This window comes from Streptomyces sp. NPDC046821 (assembly GCF_040645335.1).
Classification (GTDB): domain Bacteria; phylum Actinomycetota; class Actinomycetes; order Streptomycetales; family Streptomycetaceae; genus Streptomyces.
Genome location: NZ_JBEYYB010000002.1, coordinates 61,784 through 79,447, shown reverse-complemented (window position 1 = coordinate 79,447; position 17,664 = coordinate 61,784). Strand labels below are relative to the sequence as shown.

Annotated in this window: 14 protein-coding genes and 1 pseudogene; 8 read left to right on the top strand and 7 right to left on the bottom strand. The window is 73.0% G+C overall.

Annotation, left to right across the window (positions count from 1 at the left end; genetic code table 11):
- Window positions 1-83: 83 nt before the first annotated feature.
- Window positions 84-2,075 (top strand): DUF5107 domain-containing protein, encoded by a 1,992-nt coding sequence (locus ABZ893_RS03930; RefSeq protein ID WP_361396319.1) that lies wholly within the window; start codon window positions 84-86, stop codon window positions 2,073-2,075.
- 31 nt (window positions 2,076-2,106) lie between these two features.
- Here ABZ893_RS03930 and ABZ893_RS03925 read toward each other — a convergent pair whose 3' ends face one another.
- From ABZ893_RS03925 to ABZ893_RS03905, 5 genes and pseudogenes are all read right to left on the bottom strand, one after another.
- The gene (locus ABZ893_RS03925) at window positions 2,107-3,291 is read right to left on the bottom strand and encodes an amidohydrolase family protein (RefSeq protein WP_361396316.1); all 1,185 of its coding nucleotides are present in this window, start codon (window positions 3,289-3,291) and stop codon (window positions 2,107-2,109) included.
- A complete protein-coding gene (locus ABZ893_RS03920) occupies window positions 3,288-4,586 on the bottom strand; it encodes an amidohydrolase family protein (protein ID WP_361396313.1) in 1,299 nt (432 codons plus the stop codon). Before ABZ893_RS03920 ends, ABZ893_RS03925 begins: the two co-directional genes overlap by 4 nt.
- A 281-nt stretch (window positions 4,587-4,867) precedes the next feature.
- Window positions 4,868-5,521 (bottom strand): annotated as a pseudogene (locus tag ABZ893_RS03915) (GntR family transcriptional regulator); the annotation flags it as partial.
- A gap of 143 nt (window positions 5,522-5,664) precedes the next feature.
- Window positions 5,665-6,018: a VOC family protein gene (locus ABZ893_RS03910; RefSeq protein ID WP_361396310.1), complete on the bottom strand. Its 354-nt coding sequence runs from the start codon at window positions 6,016-6,018 to the stop codon at window positions 5,665-5,667.
- Between the two features lie 99 nt (window positions 6,019-6,117).
- Complete coding sequence (locus tag ABZ893_RS03905) at window positions 6,118-6,957, bottom strand: methyltransferase domain-containing protein (RefSeq protein ID WP_361396307.1); 840 nt, start codon at window positions 6,955-6,957, stop codon at window positions 6,118-6,120.
- A gap of 144 nt (window positions 6,958-7,101) precedes the next feature.
- On the opposite strand from ABZ893_RS03905, the gene ABZ893_RS03900 reads away from it, so the two are divergent.
- The 3 genes from ABZ893_RS03900 (at window position 7,102) to ABZ893_RS03890 (ending at window position 11,485) form a co-directional block, all read left to right on the top strand.
- Window positions 7,102-8,730, top strand: coding sequence for an ATP-binding cassette domain-containing protein (locus tag ABZ893_RS03900; protein WP_361396304.1), 1,629 nt, complete (start codon window positions 7,102-7,104; stop codon window positions 8,728-8,730).
- A gap of 473 nt (window positions 8,731-9,203) precedes the next feature.
- Window positions 9,204-10,463 carry an aminotransferase class I/II-fold pyridoxal phosphate-dependent enzyme gene (locus tag ABZ893_RS03895; protein ID WP_361396301.1) on the top strand — a complete coding sequence of 420 codons (1,260 nt, stop codon included), beginning with the start codon at window positions 9,204-9,206 and terminating at the stop codon, window positions 10,461-10,463.
- On the top strand, window positions 10,460-11,485 hold the full coding sequence (locus ABZ893_RS03890; protein ID WP_361396298.1) for an MBL fold metallo-hydrolase: 1,026 nt from the start codon (window positions 10,460-10,462) through the stop codon (window positions 11,483-11,485). Before ABZ893_RS03895 ends, ABZ893_RS03890 begins: the two co-directional genes overlap by 4 nt.
- On the opposite strand, the gene ABZ893_RS03885 is transcribed toward ABZ893_RS03890, so the two are convergent.
- Together ABZ893_RS03885 and ABZ893_RS03880 are read right to left on the bottom strand one after the other, a co-directional pair.
- Window positions 11,465-12,127 (bottom strand): DedA family protein, encoded by a 663-nt coding sequence (locus ABZ893_RS03885; RefSeq protein WP_361397669.1) that lies wholly within the window; start codon window positions 12,125-12,127, stop codon window positions 11,465-11,467. The two genes, ABZ893_RS03890 and ABZ893_RS03885, sit on opposite strands and share 21 nt — an antisense overlap.
- Window positions 12,128-12,132: 5 nt before the next feature.
- Window positions 12,133-12,906, bottom strand: a complete 774-nt coding sequence (locus ABZ893_RS03880; protein ID WP_361396295.1) for an MBL fold metallo-hydrolase — start codon at window positions 12,904-12,906, stop codon at window positions 12,133-12,135.
- 95 nt (window positions 12,907-13,001) lie between these two features.
- Here ABZ893_RS03880 and ABZ893_RS03875 point away from each other — a divergent pair, with 95 nt between their 5' ends.
- The 4 genes from ABZ893_RS03875 (at window position 13,002) to ABZ893_RS03860 (ending at window position 17,607) form a co-directional block, all read left to right on the top strand.
- Window positions 13,002-13,433, top strand: coding sequence for a hypothetical protein (locus ABZ893_RS03875; RefSeq protein WP_361396293.1), 432 nt, complete (start codon window positions 13,002-13,004; stop codon window positions 13,431-13,433).
- A gap of 62 nt (window positions 13,434-13,495) precedes the next feature.
- Window positions 13,496-15,616, top strand: a complete 2,121-nt coding sequence (locus ABZ893_RS03870) for a phage holin family protein (RefSeq protein WP_361397666.1) — start codon at window positions 13,496-13,498, stop codon at window positions 15,614-15,616.
- 87 nt (window positions 15,617-15,703) lie between these two features.
- Window positions 15,704-17,080, top strand: coding sequence for an amino acid permease (locus ABZ893_RS03865; protein ID WP_361396289.1), 1,377 nt, complete (start codon window positions 15,704-15,706; stop codon window positions 17,078-17,080).
- Between the two features lie 101 nt (window positions 17,081-17,181).
- Window positions 17,182-17,607, top strand: coding sequence for an OsmC family protein (locus ABZ893_RS03860; RefSeq protein ID WP_361396285.1), 426 nt, complete (start codon window positions 17,182-17,184; stop codon window positions 17,605-17,607).
- Window positions 17,608-17,664: the final 57 nt, after the last annotated feature.

Sequence of the window (17,664 nt, the reverse complement as noted above, 5' to 3'; positions counted from 1 at the left end):
GGTCGGCACACGGGTGAGCCTGTTCCATGGTCGGCGGGGCGGACCGCGTACCGGCGGCGGGCCCCGCGAGATGGGAGGCGGACTTGACGCACTCGCAAGCAGAGCGGACGACCCTGCGACGCGACGTACTGACCCTGCCCGGCGTGGCGTTGGGGGCCTCCGACCCGCTGCCACCCCTGCGGCCCCTCGACGAACTCCACGTCCTCGACGACCGCGCCAAGCAGGACATGCCCCGCGACATGGCCCGCCAGATCGGCTACGAGCCGCTGCGCAGCATCCTCCCCGAGCGCGTCAAGAACGGCTACGGGCGCGACCGCGCGCCGGTCACCCTCGACACCCTCGTCCTGGAGAACGACCGGCTGCGCGTCACCGTCCTGCCCGGTCTCGGCGGCCGGATCCACTCCCTCTTCCACAAGCCCACGGGACGCCAACTCCTGTACAGCAACCCGGTGTTCCAGCCCGCGGACTTCGCACTCAACGGTGCCTGGTTCTCCGGCGGCATCGAGTGGAACATCGGCGCGACCGGGCACACCACCCTGTCCTGCGCACCCCTGCACGCCGCCCGCGTCACCGCCCCCGACGGCGGCGACATGCTGCGCCTGTGGGAATGGGAACGGCTGCGCGACCTGCCCTTCCAGGTGGACCTGTGGCTCCCGGCCGGCTCGGACTTCCTCCACGTGGGCGTACGGATCCGCAACCCGCACGAGCGGCCCGCGCCCGTCTACTGGTGGTCCAACATCGCCGTCCCCGAGGAGCACCGCGTCCTCGCCCCCGCCGACGAGGCCTGGCACTTCGGCTACGAACGCAGCCTGCGCCGCGTCCCCGTACCGGAGTCCGACGGCATCGACCGCACGTACCCGCTCAGCGGCGAGTACCCGGCCGACTACTTCTACGAGGTCCCCGACGGGCAGCGCCGCTGGATCGCCGCGTTCGACGACGACGGGCACGGACTCGTCCAGACGTCGACCGATCTGCTGCGCGGCCGCAAGCTGTTCCTGTGGGGCCACGGCGCGGGCGGCCGGCGCTGGCAGGAGTGGCTGACCGAACCGGGCACGGGCGGCTACGCCGAGATCCAGGCCGGTCTCGCCCGCACCCAGCTGGAACACGTACGCCTAGACGCCGGCGGCGAGTTCGCCTGGCTGGAGGCGTACGGGCCGCTGGACGCGGATGCCGACTCCGTGCACTGCGACGAGGACTGGGCGACCGCCCGGGGCGAGGCCGAGGACCGGCTCGAAGCCGCGCTGCCCCGCGCCGACGTCGACGCCGCCTACGCGGTCTGGCGCCCGCACGCCGACGCCGAACCCGGCGAGATGCTCGCGGTGGGTTCCGGCTGGGGCGCCCTCGAAGTGGAGCGCGGCGGCCTCAAGCTGCCCGGCACCCCCTTCGACCAGTGCACCCTCGGCGACGAGCAGATGCCGTGGCTGCATCTGCTGCGCAGCGGCGCCCTGCCCGAGCCGCGCCGCGTCGCACCGCCCGGACCCACCCTCGTGGCACCCCACTGGCGGGACATGCTGGAGACGGCGCCGGCCAAGCCGCACACCGAGTACCACCTCGGCGTCGCCCAGTGGCACGCCGGCGACCGCGCCCAGGCCGTGCGCAGCTGGGAGCGCGGGCTCGAACTCGCCCCGTCCCGCTGGCCGTTGCTGCGCTGCCTCGCCGTCGCCGACCAGGAGGACGGCTACCACGAGCGCGCCGCCGACCGGTACGAGGAAGCCTTCGACGACCTGTGCCAGGAGCGGCGCGACGACGGCGAGGCCTGGACCGCGGCGACGGCGGCACTCGGCCGCGAGGCCATGGAAGCGCTGCTCGCGGTCCGGCGCCCGGGTGCCGCCCGATGCGTCCGGGAGCGGCTGCACCCCACGACCCGGGCCCGCGGACGCTTCCGGCTCCTGGAGGCCCGCCTGCTGCTCGCCGAGGGAGAAAAGGAAAAGGCCCGCGCCGTGTTCGACGCGGGCTTCGAGGTCGCCGACCTGCGGGAAGGTGCGGAGACCATCGCCGTACTGTGGGACAGCCTCGCCGAAGCCGGCGAACGGCTGCCCGCACAGTACGACTTCACCATGCGGCCCCGGGCATAGGGACCCGGGACCGCATGGGAGCAGTGACTGCTCAGGGCAGGAGCAGCTTGCCGTCCTTGGCGACGACACGGCCGGCCCGGACCACGAGGTCACGCTTCGGCAGGTCCACGACGATCTGCGGCAGGCACTCGCCCTCCACCAGGAAGAAGTCCGCCGGGGAGCCCGGGGTCAGATCCGCGTGGGGGAGGCCCAGGATGCGGGCGCCGTCGTCGGCGGCGACGCGGAACGCGTCCTCCAGGTCCTCGTCGAGACGCGCGTTCTGGACCTGCGAGAGCAGGTGCACGCGGTGCAGCATGTCGGCGTTGCCGAACGGGCTCCACGAGTCGCGCACGCCGTCCGAGCCGAGGCCCACGCCCACACCGAGCTCTCGCAGCCGGCGCGTCGGCAGGACCAGCGACTCGGAGGGAGCGACGGTCGCGAGGGAGATCCCCGCCTCTGCCAGCTCGCTGCCCAGCTTGTCCAGCGCGGCGCCCTGGAGAGCGGGCACGCAGAACACGTGACTGATGCTCACCTTGCCCTGGAGGGACAGCGCCCGGGTCCGCGCGATGATCGCGTTGACCACCTCGAGGCCGGTCTCGCCCACGTCGTGCAGGTGGACGTCGACGCCGATGCCGTGCCGGTCCGCGATGCCGAAGACCAGGTCGAGCTGCTCGTCGAGCGCACCGTCGAAGCTGCTCGGGTCGATGCCGCCGACGATGTCGATGGCGCCGCTCGCGGCCGCTTCCTCAAGAAGTTCGGCCGTGCCCGGCTTACGGATGACACCGTGCTGCGGGAACGCCACGATCTCCACGTCGAGCGCGTCACGCAGGGTCTCACGCGCCGCGATGACGCCCTCGACGCCTTCGAGGCCGTAGACCGGCGCGACGTCGACGTGGGCGCGCATGGCACGGGTGCCCTGCGTGACCGCGTGCGACATGAGACGCAGGGCGCGGTCCTTGAGCGGGGTGGTCTGCGCGTGGAACAGGTCCGCGTCGGCCTCGACGAACTCGGCGATGGAGGACGCCTTCTTGCGCGACACCCACTTCTCGCCCCACGCCGTCTTGTCCGGGTGGATGTGCCCGTCCACGAGCGTGGGCAGCGCGACGCGGCCACCGCCGTCGACGACCTCGGCACCCTCGGGCGCCGGACCGTCGACGATCAGACCGTCGACGACCGTCAGGTCGACCGCCTGGTCCGCACCGAGCGGGCGGACGTTCTTGAAGACGGTGGCGGTCATACGGCGACTCCGGTGCGGATGACGCGCGACGGCGTCTTCAGCACGGAGATGTCGTCGAGCGGGCTGCGGGACAGCAGGATCGCGTCGCCCGCGTAGCCGCGCGCCAGACGGCCGACCTGGCCCTCGAAGCCGAGGAGACGAGCGGCGTTGGTGGTCGCGGTGCGGATCGCGTCGAGCGCCGACAGACCGGCCGAGTGCATCATCTCGATCTCGGCGCCGATCGGCTCGACCTCGCCGCCGGACGAGTCGGTGCCGGACACGAGGCCCACGCCCAGGTCGTGCGCGAGCTTCGCGGCGGCCTTGAGCTTGGGCAGGTAGGTGCGGCCGCGCTCGTCGAGGACCGGGTTCGGGTCACCGATCATGCCGCCGATGGCGACCATGGTGGGCGTGAAGTACGTGCCCCGGCGACGCATCTCGTGCAGCGTCTCCTCGGTGATGAACGCGCCGTGCTCGACGGACTTGACGCCGGCCAGGACCGCGTCGTGGCAGCCCTTCGCGCTGTAGCTGTGGCACAGCACTTCCTTGCCGCCGCGGCGGGCGGCGGCGACGATCGTGGAGAGCTGCTCGCGGGAGTAGACCTGCTCCAGCGGGTCCTGCTCGGCGAGACCGGCGCGCGGGTTCACGCGGGTCTTGATGGTGTCGACACCGCGGGCCAGGTTGACCTCGACGACGCGGCGCAGGGCCTCGGCGGAGGTGACGCCGCCCTTGGCGCGGGCGAGCTCGGTCAGGTCGGGGTCGGCGAGGATCGTGTCACCGAGGTCGGGCGTGACGAAGACACCGGCCGCGCGCAGCCGCGGGGCCAGGCCCGGGGCCTGCCGGGACAGCTCGCGGACGGCGATGTCCTGGTAGAAGTTCGTCGAACCGCTGCGCGCGGTGGTGGCGCCCTGCGCGAGGGTCTTGGCGGCCTCGGCGGCGCTGTTCAGGTGGATGTGCGAGTCGACGAGACCCGGCAGGACCCACTGGCCGTGCGCGTCGAGGACGGTGACGCCCGAGGGCACCTCGACCTTGGAGCGGGCACCGGCCGCGCGGACGACGCCGTCACGGATGACGACGACCGCGTCCTCCGTGACCTGGCCGGTCTCGGGGTCGAGAAGCGTGCCGCCGTCGATGACCAGGTCGCCGCCGCGGGGGGCGGTGGCCGGGCGGGTGGCGCGGGCGGCGCTCGTCCCGAGGGCCGACGCGCTGGGCGCGGAGGCGGCGAGGGCGGCCGTGGTGCCCGCCAGGGCGGCGGCGCCGGCGAGTACGCCTCGGCGGGTCAGCCGGCTGGACGGCGGGGGGACGTTCTCGACGCACATATGGGTGGCTCCTCGGCGGAACGGGGGGTGATGCTCTTGTGCGACTTTTTGTATACCAAGTTGACCGGGTGGGCAAGAACCATGCGGTCAAACCGGGCGTGACCAGGGCGTTCAGTCCGTAATTTGGTCAACCGGACCAAGGATCACCCGATGTTGGTATACAGCGCCGCGACGTTGCCGCCGCCGTCCGCGCTTCCGCCGTCCGCGCTCCCGCTTCCGCCTGCGTCCCCGGCGCTCCCGCTCCGGTCCGTGTCCCCGGCGCTCTCGGACTCCTCGTCACCGAACAGCGAGCGCAGCGCGACCGACCGGCTGTCGCGTACGTGCAGCAGCGTGCTCGCCGCCGCCGTCTCCTCGTCACCGGCCGCGATGTGCCGGAAGACCGACCGGTGCTGCTCCCGCATGTGCGCCGGCTCCTCCCGCATACCGAACAGGAGCTGGAGCTGCCAGCCCAGCTGCTCCATCGTGCGGCCGAGCAGCGGGTTCCCGGACAGCGCCACGATGCCCTCGTGGAACGCCGTGTGCGCGGCGACCTCACGCGCACCCTCGTCCGCGGCGGCCGCCCGCTCCGCGACCTCCAGCGACCCGCGCAGCGCGGCGAGCCCCTCCGGCTCCAGCGGTGCGGCCTGCGCCACCCGCCGGGCCGCCAGCCGTGACGCCTGCACGGACAGCGGTTCCCACACCTCGTAGAGATGCTCCACGTCGGCCCGCGCCAGCCGCCGCACGCGTACCCCGCTGTGCGGCAGGAGTTCGGCGAGACCCTCGGTGACGAGCGCGCGCAGCGCCTCCCGCACCGGGACGCGCGACATCCGCAGCTCCTCGGCGATCTCCCGCTCCACGAGCCGCGTCCCCGGCGGATAGCGCCGGTCGACGATGCGCGCCCGGATGGTGTCCCGCGCCTGTGCGCCCAGCGACGGCCGGGCCCCGCCGCCGCGCACGGATCGGCCGGCCTCCCGGGCCGTCCCGGTGCCCCGGTCGCTGCTCGCCATGTGTACCGCCCTCGCTCCCGCGTGATCGGGGCGAGAATACGTCGCCGTGTCAAGAGCGGGGTCAGGGCCGGGCCCGTTGTGGCTGGTAGTGGTTACTCCTGGTTCTGCCGGTCGGCGTACTCGAAGACCGAGCCGTCGGGGTGCAGCGCGATCAATATGCGGCCGGCCGGGGTCTTGATCGGCCCGGCGAGGACGCGCGCGCCGGACGCGCTCAGGGCGGCGTGCGCCTCGTCGACGTCCTTGACGGCGAGCGTGGCCCTGACGTTGCGCAGGACCTCGATCTCCGCCTCGGGCCCGCTCATCAGGAGAAAGCAGCCGACCGCGGCCACGGAGACCCCGTCGCGTTCGAACCGCATGGCGCGGCTTCCCGCGAGCCGTTCGTAGAACGCGACCGAGGACTCCAGGTCGTCGACGCAGATACGCAGCGTGGTTCCCAGGATCTCCATGGCGGCGAGCGTAGTTGGCGCCGCCCGGACACGTGATCGTTTCCGGTGAACGGCCGAAACCCGGGGGTCCGGCGTGTCCGCGACGCCCTACTTGTCAGCTCAGTTGTCAGCCTGTTTGTCAGCCCGTTTGCGGCACAGGATCTCACCGTGCAGGACCGAGAACCAGGCATCGGGCTGCTGCCCCCACGCCCGCCACGCCTCGGAGACCGCGGTCAGCTCGCCCGGCGTCGCCTGGCCGCTCTCCTGCGCGCGCTCGGCGTAGGCGGAGGCGAGGGTGCGGTCCGCCCACAGGTCGCTCCACCACTCGATCTCCTCCGGGGTCGAGTAACACCACGTGGAAGAGGACGAGTTGATGTGTGCCGTGTCGAAACCCGCTTCCAGGGCCCAGGACTTGAGGCGGCGGCCCGCGTCCGGCTCGCCGCCGTTCGCGCGGGCCACCCGCCGGTACAGGTCGAGCCAGTCGTCCATGCCAGGCGACAGCGGGTACCAGCTCATGGATGCGTAGTCCGAATCGCGGACGGCGATGAACCCGTCGGGCTTCGTGACCCGGCGCATCTCGCGCAGCGCCGCCACCGGGTCGCCCACGTGCTGGAGCACCTGATGCGCGTGCACGACGCAGAACGTGTCGTCGGGGAAGTCCAGGGCGTGGATGTCGCCGGTCGTGAAGTCGACGTTGGCCAGGCCGCGTTCGGTGGCGGTGGCCCGCGCCTGGTCGAGCACACCGGCGGCCTGGTCCACGCCGGTGACGTGCCCCTCGGGGACGAGCGCCGCCAGATCGGCGGTGATGGTGCCCGGACCGCACCCGATGTCCAGGATCTTCATGTGCGGCTTCAGTGAACCGAGCAGGTACGCGGCCGAGTTGGCGGCGGTGCGCCAGGTGTGGGAACGCAGCACGGACTCGTGGTGGCCGTGCGTATATACGGCGGTCTCCTTCGTCATGCGCTTCACCGTACGCCGTTCAGCCGCATTGTGAGACGCAAATCTCGGCATACGGACAACTGGTGGGGGCGGGAAGGGGCGTGGAAGAGGGGCGCGGCGAAATCGTTTTGCTCCTCGCCCGGCCCGGCGCCCACAATGCCGACCATGGGACATCTGGAAGCCGCACACCTCGAGTACTACTTGCCGGACGGGCGGGCGCTGCTCGGTGATGTCTCCTTCCGGGTCGGGGAGGGCTCCGTCGTCGCCCTCGTCGGGCCGAACGGCGCGGGAAAGACGACCCTCCTCAAGCTGATCTCCGGCGAGCTGAAGCCGCACGGAGGCACGGTCACCGTCAGCGGCGGCCTCGGCGTCATGTCCCAGTTCGTCGGCTCGGTCCGCGACGAGACGACCGTCCGCGACCTCCTCGTGTCCGTCGCGACCCCGCGCATCAGGGAGGCGGCGAAGGCCGTCGACAAGGCCGAGCACCTGATCATGACCGTCGACGACGAGGCCGCGCAGCTCCAGTACGCGCAGGCCCTCTCCGACTGGGCCGAGGCACACGGCTACGAGGCCGAGACCGTCTGGGACATGTGCACCACGGCCGCCCTCGGCGTCTCGTACGACAAGGCCCAGTTCCGCGAGGTCCGCACGCTGTCCGGCGGCGAGCAGAAGCGGCTCGTCCTCGAAGCGCTGCTGCGCGGCACCGACGAGGTGCTCCTGCTCGACGAGCCGGACAACTACCTCGACGTGCCCGGCAAGCGCTGGCTGGAGGAGAAGCTCCGCGAGACCCGCAAGACCGTCCTGTTCGTCTCGCACGACCGCGAGCTACTCGCCCGCTCCGCCGAGAAGATCGTCAGCGTCGAGCCCGGCCCCGCCGGCGCCGACGCCTGGGTGCACGGCAGCGGCTTCGCCACGTACCACGAGGCACGGCGCGAGCGGTTCGCCCGCTTCGAGGAGCTGCGCAAGCGCTGGGACGAGAAGCACGCCCAGCTGAAGAAGCTCGTCGTCAACCTGCGGCAGGCCGCCGCGGTCAGCCATGAGATGGCGTCTCGCTATGCGGCGGCGCAGACCCGCCTGCGCAAGTTCGAGGAGGCAGGGCCCCCGCCCGAGCCGCCGCGCGAGCAGGACATCACGATGCGCCTGCACGGCGGCCGCACCGGCATCAGGGCCATCACCTGCAAGGGCCTGGAGCTGACCGGCCTGATGAAGCCCTTCGACCTGGAGGTCTTCTACGGCGAACGGGTCGCCGTCCTCGGTTCGAACGGGTCCGGCAAGTCGCACTTCCTGCGCCTGCTCGCCGGGAACCCGGACGACAAGGTCGCCCACACGGGGGAGTGGAAGCTCGGCGCCCGCGTCGTGCCCGGCCACTTCGCCCAGACCCACGCCCACCCCGAACTCCAGGGCCGCACGCTGCTCGACATCCTCTGGGCCGACCACGCCAAGGACCGTGGGCAGGCCATGGGACGGCTCCGGCGCTACGAGCTGACCGCCCAGGCCGAGCAGAAGTTCGAGCGGCTTTCGGGAGGGCAGCAGGCCCGCTTCCAGATCCTGCTGCTCGAACTCGCCGGAGTGACGGCCCTCCTCCTCGACGAGCCGACGGACAACCTCGACCTGGAATCCGCCGAGGCCCTTCAGGAAGGCCTGGAGGCGTTCGACGGAACGGTCCTGGCCGTCACGCACGACCGCTGGTTCGCCCGCTCCTTCGACCGGTACCTCGTCTTCGGCAGCGACGGCAATGTGCGCGAGTCGACGGAACCGGTGTGGGACGAGCGCAGGGTGGAGCGGGCGCGGTAGGCGCGGCGGGGGTCGATCGCGGCCGGGGCTGGTTGGTGCGGGGGTAATTGGCCAGCCCGGGTCGATCGGTGCGGGGCGCGCAGCTGGGTTGATCGGCCGGGGTAAGTGGCGCGGCGGCCCGGCTGGTTGGGGCTGCTGCCCTGGCGTACCCGAGCCTGGTTCGGCTGGTTGGGGCCGCCGCCCTTGCGTACCCGAGCCTGGTTCGGCCGGTTGGGGCCGCCGCCCTTGCGTACCCGAGCCTGGTCCGGCAGGTTGGGGCCGCCGCCCTGGCGTACCCGAGCCCCACCCCCGCGTACCCGAGCCCCGCAGCCGTCCCGCCGTCACCCCGTCACCCGCTCGGCCTACCCCCGTCCGTCCCCCTCTCCCCGCGCTCCCACATGCCCCTGGTCACGGACCTGGGGCGACGTCACCGGCGCACAGGCAGTGCGGGCGAGCGTGACTCGGGGGATTCTGGGGGCGGTAGGAGGTGGCACATGAGGGGGAACGACTCCGGGATCCTGGAGGGGCACGGGACCGTCCGCTACGGTCCGCCGCTGCCTGACGCAGGTCTGCCCGTCCTGCCCGAGCTGGCCGCCGCGGCCACGGCGGCGGACCCCGCGGTCCCGGAACCGCCCGGCGGCGCCCCCGCCCTCCTCGACGCCGCGTCCGGCTACTGGCTGCGCCGGGGCCTGCCCACCGCGCCGGACCAGACAGCAGCCGCACCCGGCGCCGCCCCCCTGCTGCTCGCGTTGACCGCCGCGATCGGCGGCGACGTACTCCTGCCCCGCCCCAGCCCCGCCTGGTGGGCGCCCCAGGCGCGGCTCCTCGGCCGGTCCGTGTTCCGCGTCGCGACGCCCGCCGAATGCGGCGGCGTCCCGGACCCGTTCGCCCTCCTCGAAACCGTGCGCCGGGTCCGGGCCGAAGGCGGCGACCCCCGGCTCCTCGTCCTCTCCGTCGCCGACGACCCGACCGCCACCGCCGCGCCGCCCGAGATCCTGCACGAGGCCGTGGAGGCCGCCGCGGCCGAGGGCCTGCACATCGTCAGCGACGAGACCTGGCGCGACACCGTGCACCACGACCCGGCCCGCGCCACCGTCCTCATCGGCCCCGCCGAGATGCTTCCCGACCACGTCAGCGTCGTGACCGACCTCGTCGGCGCCTACCTCCCGCCCGGACTCCCCGCCGCCGTCGCCCGGTTCCCCGGCACCGAGCGCGGTGCCGCCCTGCGCGCCCGCGTCCTCGACTTCCTCACCGCGCTCGGCTCGGTCCCCTCCGCCCCGGCGGCGGCAGCCGCCACGTACGCGCTCGGCGAACCGCCCGAGATCACCGAACGGCTGCGCGCCGCGACCGCCCTCCACGCGCGCGTGGCCGACGCCGTGCACCGCGTGGTCCTCGACCGGGGCGGACTCGCCCGCCCGCCCGAGGCCGGCCGTCATCTGTACGCGGACCTGGAACGACTGCGCCCCGCGCTCGCCGCGCGCGGGGTCGGTGACGCCCAGGACCTGGAGGACCACCTGGCACAACGGCTCGGAATGCCCGCCCCCGGCGGCCACCGCTTCGGCGACGACCTCGCCGCGCTGCGCGTACGCCTGTCGACGAGCCCCTTCCTCGGAGCAACCCCGGGCGAGCGCATGTCGTCTCTCATTGCGCCGGAACCGGCGGAATTGCCCCATGTGCAGCGCGCCTTGAGCATGTTGGAGTCGGCCCTCGACGATCTCGGGTCCGACGTCAAGGGATGGGAGAGTCCTCGATGACGCAGCAGTCCGAGTCGACGGCACAGCGAGCTGATGCCCCCGCGTCCTTCGTGCCCCTCACCGAACCCCGGCCGGTCGGCGAGGGGCGCATCTGGCCCAAGTCGTTCGCGGACCGCCTCACGGCACCGCTCCCCGGACTGCGCGCGTTCGCCAGGTTCGCCCGCGAGGGCGCGCTGCGCCCGCCGACCGACGCCCTGACCGCGATAGCCGAGCTGCCGTTCGAGCCGGGCCCCGTGCCGTCCGTCGACACCCGGACCGTCGCCGTCAGCTGGGCCGGGCACGCGAGCTGGGTGCTGCGCATCGGCGGCCTCACCGTCCTCACGGACCCCGTCTGGTCCCGCAAGATCCTCGGCACCCCCGCCCGCGTCACCCCGCCCGGCATAGCCTGGAGCGGCATCCCCCGCGTCGACGCCGTCGTCATCAGCCACAACCACTACGACCACCTCGACGCCCCGACGCTCAAAAGGCTCCCCAGGGACACGCCCGTGTTCGTCCCCGCCGGACTCGGCCGCTGGTTCACCCGCCGCCGCTTCACCCACGTCACGGAGCTCGACTGGTGGGAGGCGGCCGAACTCGGCGGTGTCCGCTTCGACTTCGTACCGGCCCACCACTGGTCCAAGCGCAGCCTCGCCGACACCTGCCGCACCCTGTGGGGCGGCTGGGTCCTCACCGACCTGGAGGGACAGCGGGTCTACTTCGCGGGGGACACCGGATACGGCCACTGGTTCCGCGAGATCGGCCGCCGCTACCCGGGCATCGACCTGGCGCTCCTGCCGATCGGCGCCTACGAGCCGCGCTGGTGGCTGAGGGACGTCCACTGCAACCCGGAAGAGGCGGTCGCGGCGGCCCAGGACGTGGGCGCGCGCCGGATGGCACCCATGCACTGGGCCACGTTCCTGCTGTCGGCCGAGCCGGTGCTCGAACCCCTCACGCGCGTACGGGCCGCCTGGCAGAGCGCGGGCCGGGAGCGCTCCGACCTGTGGGACCTGGCGATCGGCGCGTCACGCGTGCTGGCCGTCTGACCCGTCCTCCCGCTCCCCGCGCAGCCGCCGCCACACGGCCGGCGCCGCACTGACCAGCACCGTCAGACCGACCGCCGCCACGACCCCCTGCCACGGCTCCGGGAACAGCGAACCGCCGAGGATCCCGATCAGCGCGTACGTCACCGACCACGCCAGACACGCCGGCAGATCCCCGCGCGCGAACTGACGCAACGGCATCCGCGCCATCAGGCACGCCAGCATCACGGGGATACGCCCGGCCGGCACGAGCCGGGACAGGACGAGCACCGTCACCCCATGGTCGGCCAGCTTCTGCTGCGCCTGCGCGAGACGTTCCTCGGGCGCCCGGTCACGGATCGCGGCGAGCCACTTCGACCCGTTCCGCGACCGCATCCCGCGCTGCCCCAGCCAGAACAGCGCCAGGTCACCGAGGAACGCCGCGCACGACGACACCGCGAAGACCAGCAGCAGCGAGAACGGCGCCGTGTGATGGAGGGCGACCACGGCCGCCGAGCTGACCAGCGCCCCCGTGGGCACGACCGGCACGAGCGCGCCGATCATGACGAGCAGGAACAGGGACGGATAGCCGACGGCCTGCTGCGTCGACTCCGGCGGCGGCTGAGTCGCCGCCGCGGCGAGCAGCTCGTGGCCCGCCCGAAGCAGCGGATTCACCGGGCGACCTCCGGCCGCACACTCTCGCCGTGCCCGAGCAGATGCACCGTCACCTCGGGCGCCAGCTCGGCGGCCCGCCGCACGAACTCGTCACCCGGCGCGTGGAACTCGTGCGGCCGCACCGCGTCCATGCCGATCGGCCAGTACGTCCCGAAGTGCACCGGCACCGCGCAGCGCGGCGCCAGCCGGGCGAGCGCCACGGCCGCCCGCCCCGCGTCCAGATGATGCGGCCCCAGATACGGCCCCCAGCCGCCCACCGGCAGCAGCGCCACGTCGACCTCGCCCACGTCCTCCGCCATCGAGTCGAACAGGCCCGTGTCACCCGCGAAGTACGTGCGGGCTTCGCCGCTCACCACGTAACCGAGCGCGGGGGAGCGGTGCGGGCCGACCGGGACACGCCGGCCGTCGTGCGACGCGGGCACCGCCCGTACGTCCAGGCCGCCCACCTCGACGCGGCTGCCCGGTTCGACCTCGGTGAGCCGCAGATGGGCGAGGCGGCGCAGGCCCGGCACCGAGCGGCGGGCGCCGCGCGGGAGCAGGACCCGGGTGCCGGCGGCGAGCCGGGCAAGGGACGGGAGGTGCAGATGGTCGGCGTGCAGATGCGACACGAGGACCACGTCGGCGACTGCGGCCTCGGGCGGCGGGGTGGCCCCGCGGCGCCGCCGCAGATGCGCGAGCCGGCGCGTGAACAGCGGGTCCGTCAGCACCCGGACCCCCGAGTCCTCGACCGTGCAGGTGGCGTGTCCCCACCAGGTGATCTCCACCGGCACCTCCAGGACCTCCTTCGAGCGACTCCCCCGAGCGTACGGGCAGGAGTAGGGTCGTCGACGAAAACCGGGGATGAGACCAGGTGAGAGGGGACGCGATGGGCGAACCGGCACGAGAGACGACGGCCGGCGCGGTCCGCGTCATGGCGATCGCCAGTCTGACGCCGCTGGAGGAACTGGACGACGACCCCTTCCTCGTGGACTCGCGCAGCCAGCACGCGATGTGCGCCCGCTGGGCCGCCGACCGGGGCTATGTCGTGACCAGACAGCTCCTCGTCCACTCCCTGCGCTCCGACCACGACGTGCTGTGGGCCGACGTCGACGCCGGTCAGATCGACCTGTTCGTCGCCCCGAGCCACCGCGTCCTGCGCGCCGCGCTGCGCTCCGTCGACGAGTTCACCGCCGAGTGCGCCCGCCGCGGCATCCGCCTGGAGACCGCCGGGCTCGACGAACCGTCGTACGACGCGGAGATGAAGAAGCGCGTCCACCGCCGCATGTCGATGCCGACGGCGGGTTACGACGGCTGCTGACCCCGGCCACTCCGGGGGACGGTCACCCCATGCGACCGTCACCGCGTGGGACGACGAAAGGTGTGCGAGGCGTGAGCCAGGGGCGTTGGCGGGGGATCGTGAGCAAGTGCTGGCGGCCGGTCGCCGTATGGGCGGTCAGCACCGTCACCATGCTCGTGCTCGCCGGGATCCTGCCGGACTTCCGGCTCGAGTCGGCGGGCGACGACAGCGTCACGCGCGTCGCCATCACGGCCGCGCTCGGCGCCGGAGCCTTCGGCATCCTGTCCGCACTCGTGTGGCCGCTCCTCGTCCGCACCCTGCTCCTGGTCCCCGCCCTCGTCCTCGGCCTCGCCGTGTTCGCCCTCAACGGCGGCCTGCTGCTCCTCGCCCTCGACCTCATCCCCGACGGCCACGGCGAGGCCAACCCCGAGACGGCCGTCGTCGTCGCCGCGGTCATGTCGGCTGTGGCCTCGGCCACCGGCGGAGCCCTCGCCGTACGCGACGACGACGCCTACCGCCGCCGCCTGTACCGCCTCGCCGCCCGGCGCCGCCGACGACACGGCCACGACACACCGTCCACCCCCGGCACCGTCTTCATCCAGCTCGACGGCGTCGGCCACGACGTCCTGCGCGACGCCGTGAACCAGGACCTGATGCCCACCGTCGGCGCCTGGATCGGTGCCGGCACGCACCACCTCACCCCGTGGCGCACCGACTGGTCCAGCCAGACCGGCGCCAGCCAGCTCGGCATCCTGCACGGCAGCAACCACGACATCCCCGCGTTCCGCTGGTACGAGAAGGACACCCGCGAGATCCAGGTCTCCAACCGGCCCAGCAGCGCCGCCGAACTCCAGCGCCGCGCCATCGCGCACACCGGCGACGGCGGCCTCCTCACCCTCGACGGCGCCAGCCGCGGCAACCTCTTCAGCGGCGGCGCCGACCAGGTCGCCCTCGTCCTGTCCGTCGCCGCCCGCCGGGGCAAGGAGAACCGCTCGCGGGCCGGCTACTTCACGTACTTCAGCGACCCGGCGAACGCCGTGCGCACCGCCCTGTCCTTCGTCGCCGAGGTCGTCCGCGAGATCGGCCAGTCCACCCGGGCCCGCCTGACGAAGCAGCGCCCGCGCATCGGCCGCGGCGGGCTCTACCCGTTCATCCGCGCCTTCGCGACGGTCGTCGAGCGGGACGTCGTCGTCGCCGCGGTCATCGGCGACATGCTCGCCGGGCGCAGCGCCGTCTACGCCGACCTGGTCGCGTACGACGAGGTCGCCCACCACTCCGGGCCCCGCAGCCGCGACGCCGAGCAGGTCCTCATACGTCTCGACCGGGCGCTCGCCCTCATCGCCAAGGTCGCGGACCACGCCCCGCGCCCGTACCGGATCGTCGTCCTGTCCGACCACGGGCAGAGCCCCGGCGAGACGTTCCGCGCCCGCTACGGGCTCGGCCTCCAGGACCTCGTGCGAGCGGGCTGCGGGCTGCCCGTGCCGCGCAAGGCGGGCCGCACGCGCAGCGGCGCCGAGGCCCGCGCCGCCGTCCGGGCCGCACTGCACCGGCCCGTCGAGGAGGGCAAGGACAAGCACCGCCCGTCCTCACGCCGCTCCGAACCGATCGTGCTCGCCTCCGGCAACCTCGGCCTCGTCTCGTTCCCCGACGTGCCGCACCGCATGAGCAAGGAGGAGATCGACGCCCGCCACCCGGCGCTCCTCACCACCCTCGCCAACCACCCCGGCGTCGGCTTCCTGCTGGTGCGCAGCGAGGAGCACGGCGCCGTCGTCCTGGGCGCACGCGGCGCCGAGATCCCCCTGGACCGCCTCGACGACGAGCCGGGGCCCCTCGCCGACTTCGGCCCGCACGCCGCCGACGCCGTCCGCCGCACCGACTCCTTCCCGCACACCGCCGACATCATGGTCAACTCCTGGTACGACCCGGACGAGGGCGACGTCCTCGCCTTCGAGGAGCAGATCGGCTCCCACGGCGGCCTCGGCGGCGCCCAGGGCCACCCCTTCCTGCTCGCCCCGGACGCCTTCTCGCCGCCGGTCGCCGAGGGCGCCGAACTGGTGGGCGCCGAGCAGGTCCACCAGGTGCTCCGCCGCTGGCTGCGCCAGGAATGCGGCCCTCAGGTCCCCCTGGACGAATCCCGGCACGAACCGGCCACAGGCGCATCATTTACGGCCACGACGGTCGCCCCGCAGGAGAAATCCGCCTGATTTGGATCAGTGTGCACCGGTCGCCGACCATGGGGCCGCCGCCCGGCGATCCCGGTAGGCGCCCAGCACACGAGAGGCACTCCCCCCATGCACGACACCGGAACCGTGACGAAGCCGGCTCCGGCCCCACAGCACGAAGACAGCTCCGACAAGCACGCCCGCCGTTTCGGGCTCCCGATCGCCACCGCCCTCGTCATGGGCAACATCATCGGCGGCGGCATCTTCCTGCTCCCGGCCTCGGTAGCCCCGTTCGGCACCATCAGCCTCGTCGCCTTCGGCATCCTCACCCTCGGCGCCATCGCGCTGGCCCTGGTCTTCGGCCGCCTGGCCCGCCAGACCCCGAAGACCGGCGGCCCCTACGTCTACGCCCGCGAGGCCTTCGGCGACTTCGCCGGATTCCTGGCCTCCTGGTCGTACTGGATCACCGCCTGGGTGTCGAACGCGGCGCTCGCCGTGGCCGCCGTCGGCTACCTCGACGTGCTGCTGCCCCTGCACGGCTCGGTGCTCTGGAGCATCGTCGCCGCGCTGACCGTCCAGTGGCTGCCCGCCCTCGCGAATCTCGCCGGCACCCGCTACGTCGGCGCCGTGCAGCTCGTGTCGACGGTCTTGAAGTTCGCGCCGCTGTTCATCGTGGCCGTCGGCGGCCTGTTCTCCTTCCACGCCGACAACCTCGGACCGTTCCGGGCGAGCGGCGACTCGCCGCTCGGCGCCGTCTCCGCGTCCGCCGCGATCCTGCTGTTCAGCTACCTCGGCGTCGAGTCCGCGTCGGTCAGCGCCGGCGAGGTCCGCAACCCCGAGCGCAACGTCGGCCGCGCCACCGTCCTCGGCACCTGCCTGGCCGCCCTCGTCTACATGCTGTGCACGCTCGCCGTCTTCGGCACCGTCCCGCACGACAAGCTCGTCGGCTCGCACGCCCCGATGTCCGAGGCCGTCAACGCGATGTTCGGCGGCACGTGGGGCGGCACCGCGGTCGCGCTGTCCGCGCTCGTCTCCATCCTCGGCGCGCTCAACGGCTGGACGCTCCTGGCCGCGCAGACCCCGTACGCCGCCGCCAAGGACGGCCTGTTCCCCGCCGTCTTCACGAAGAAGAAGCGCGGCACCCCGACGGTGGGCGTCCTCGTCACCGTCGTCCTCGCCTCGCTGCTGACGGTCTACAACTACACGGCGGGCTCGGCCGGCGTCTTCGAGACGCTCGTCCTCGTCACCACGTTCACCGCGACCGTCCCGTACCTCCTCGCCACCGCCGCGCAGATCTACTTCCTGCTGTCCGGCCAGGGCCACAAGGTCAACGGCGCGCGGCTGGCCCGCGACATGGTGCTCGCCCTCGCCGCCTTCGGGTTCTCCCTGTGGCTGGTCGGCGGCGCCGGATACGCGGCCGTCTACCAGGGCGTCCTCTTCCTGTTCGTCGGCGTCCTCGTCTACGCGTTCATCGCGGCCCGCAAGAAGCGCGCCGCCACCGCCTGACCCGGTCCGCACCGGTCCGTATTCCGGCCAAAAGCAGCGGGGATGTGGTCGGATGGTGTCCCACGCAGAGCCCCGACCGGGACTGACCGAAAGGAACCACCGTGGCTACCACGCGCACCGCGCACACCGAGTGGGAAGGCGACCTGCTCAAGGGGAAGGGCGTCGTCACCTTCGACTCCTCCGGCATCCCCCAGCAGCCCGTTTCCTGGCCGTCCCGCGCCGAGGCGGCGAACGGCAAGACCAGCCCGGAGGAGCTGATCGCCGGCGCCCACTCCAGCTGCTTCTCCATGGCCCTGTCGCACGGTCTGGCCGGCGCGGGCACCCCGCCCACCAAGCTGGTCACGTCCGCGGACGTCACGTTCCAGCCGGGTGAGGGCATCACCGGCATCCACCTCACGGTGGAGGGCACGGTGCCCGGGATCGACGAGGCGCAGTTCGTCGCGGCGGCCGAGGACGCCAAGAAGAACTGCCCGGTGAGCCAGGCGCTCACCGGCACGACGATCACGCTCACGGCGAAGCTCGCCTGACGGCTCACGCCTCCCGGTGCCGCGGTCCCGCAATGACGGGCCCGCGGCACCGTCGTA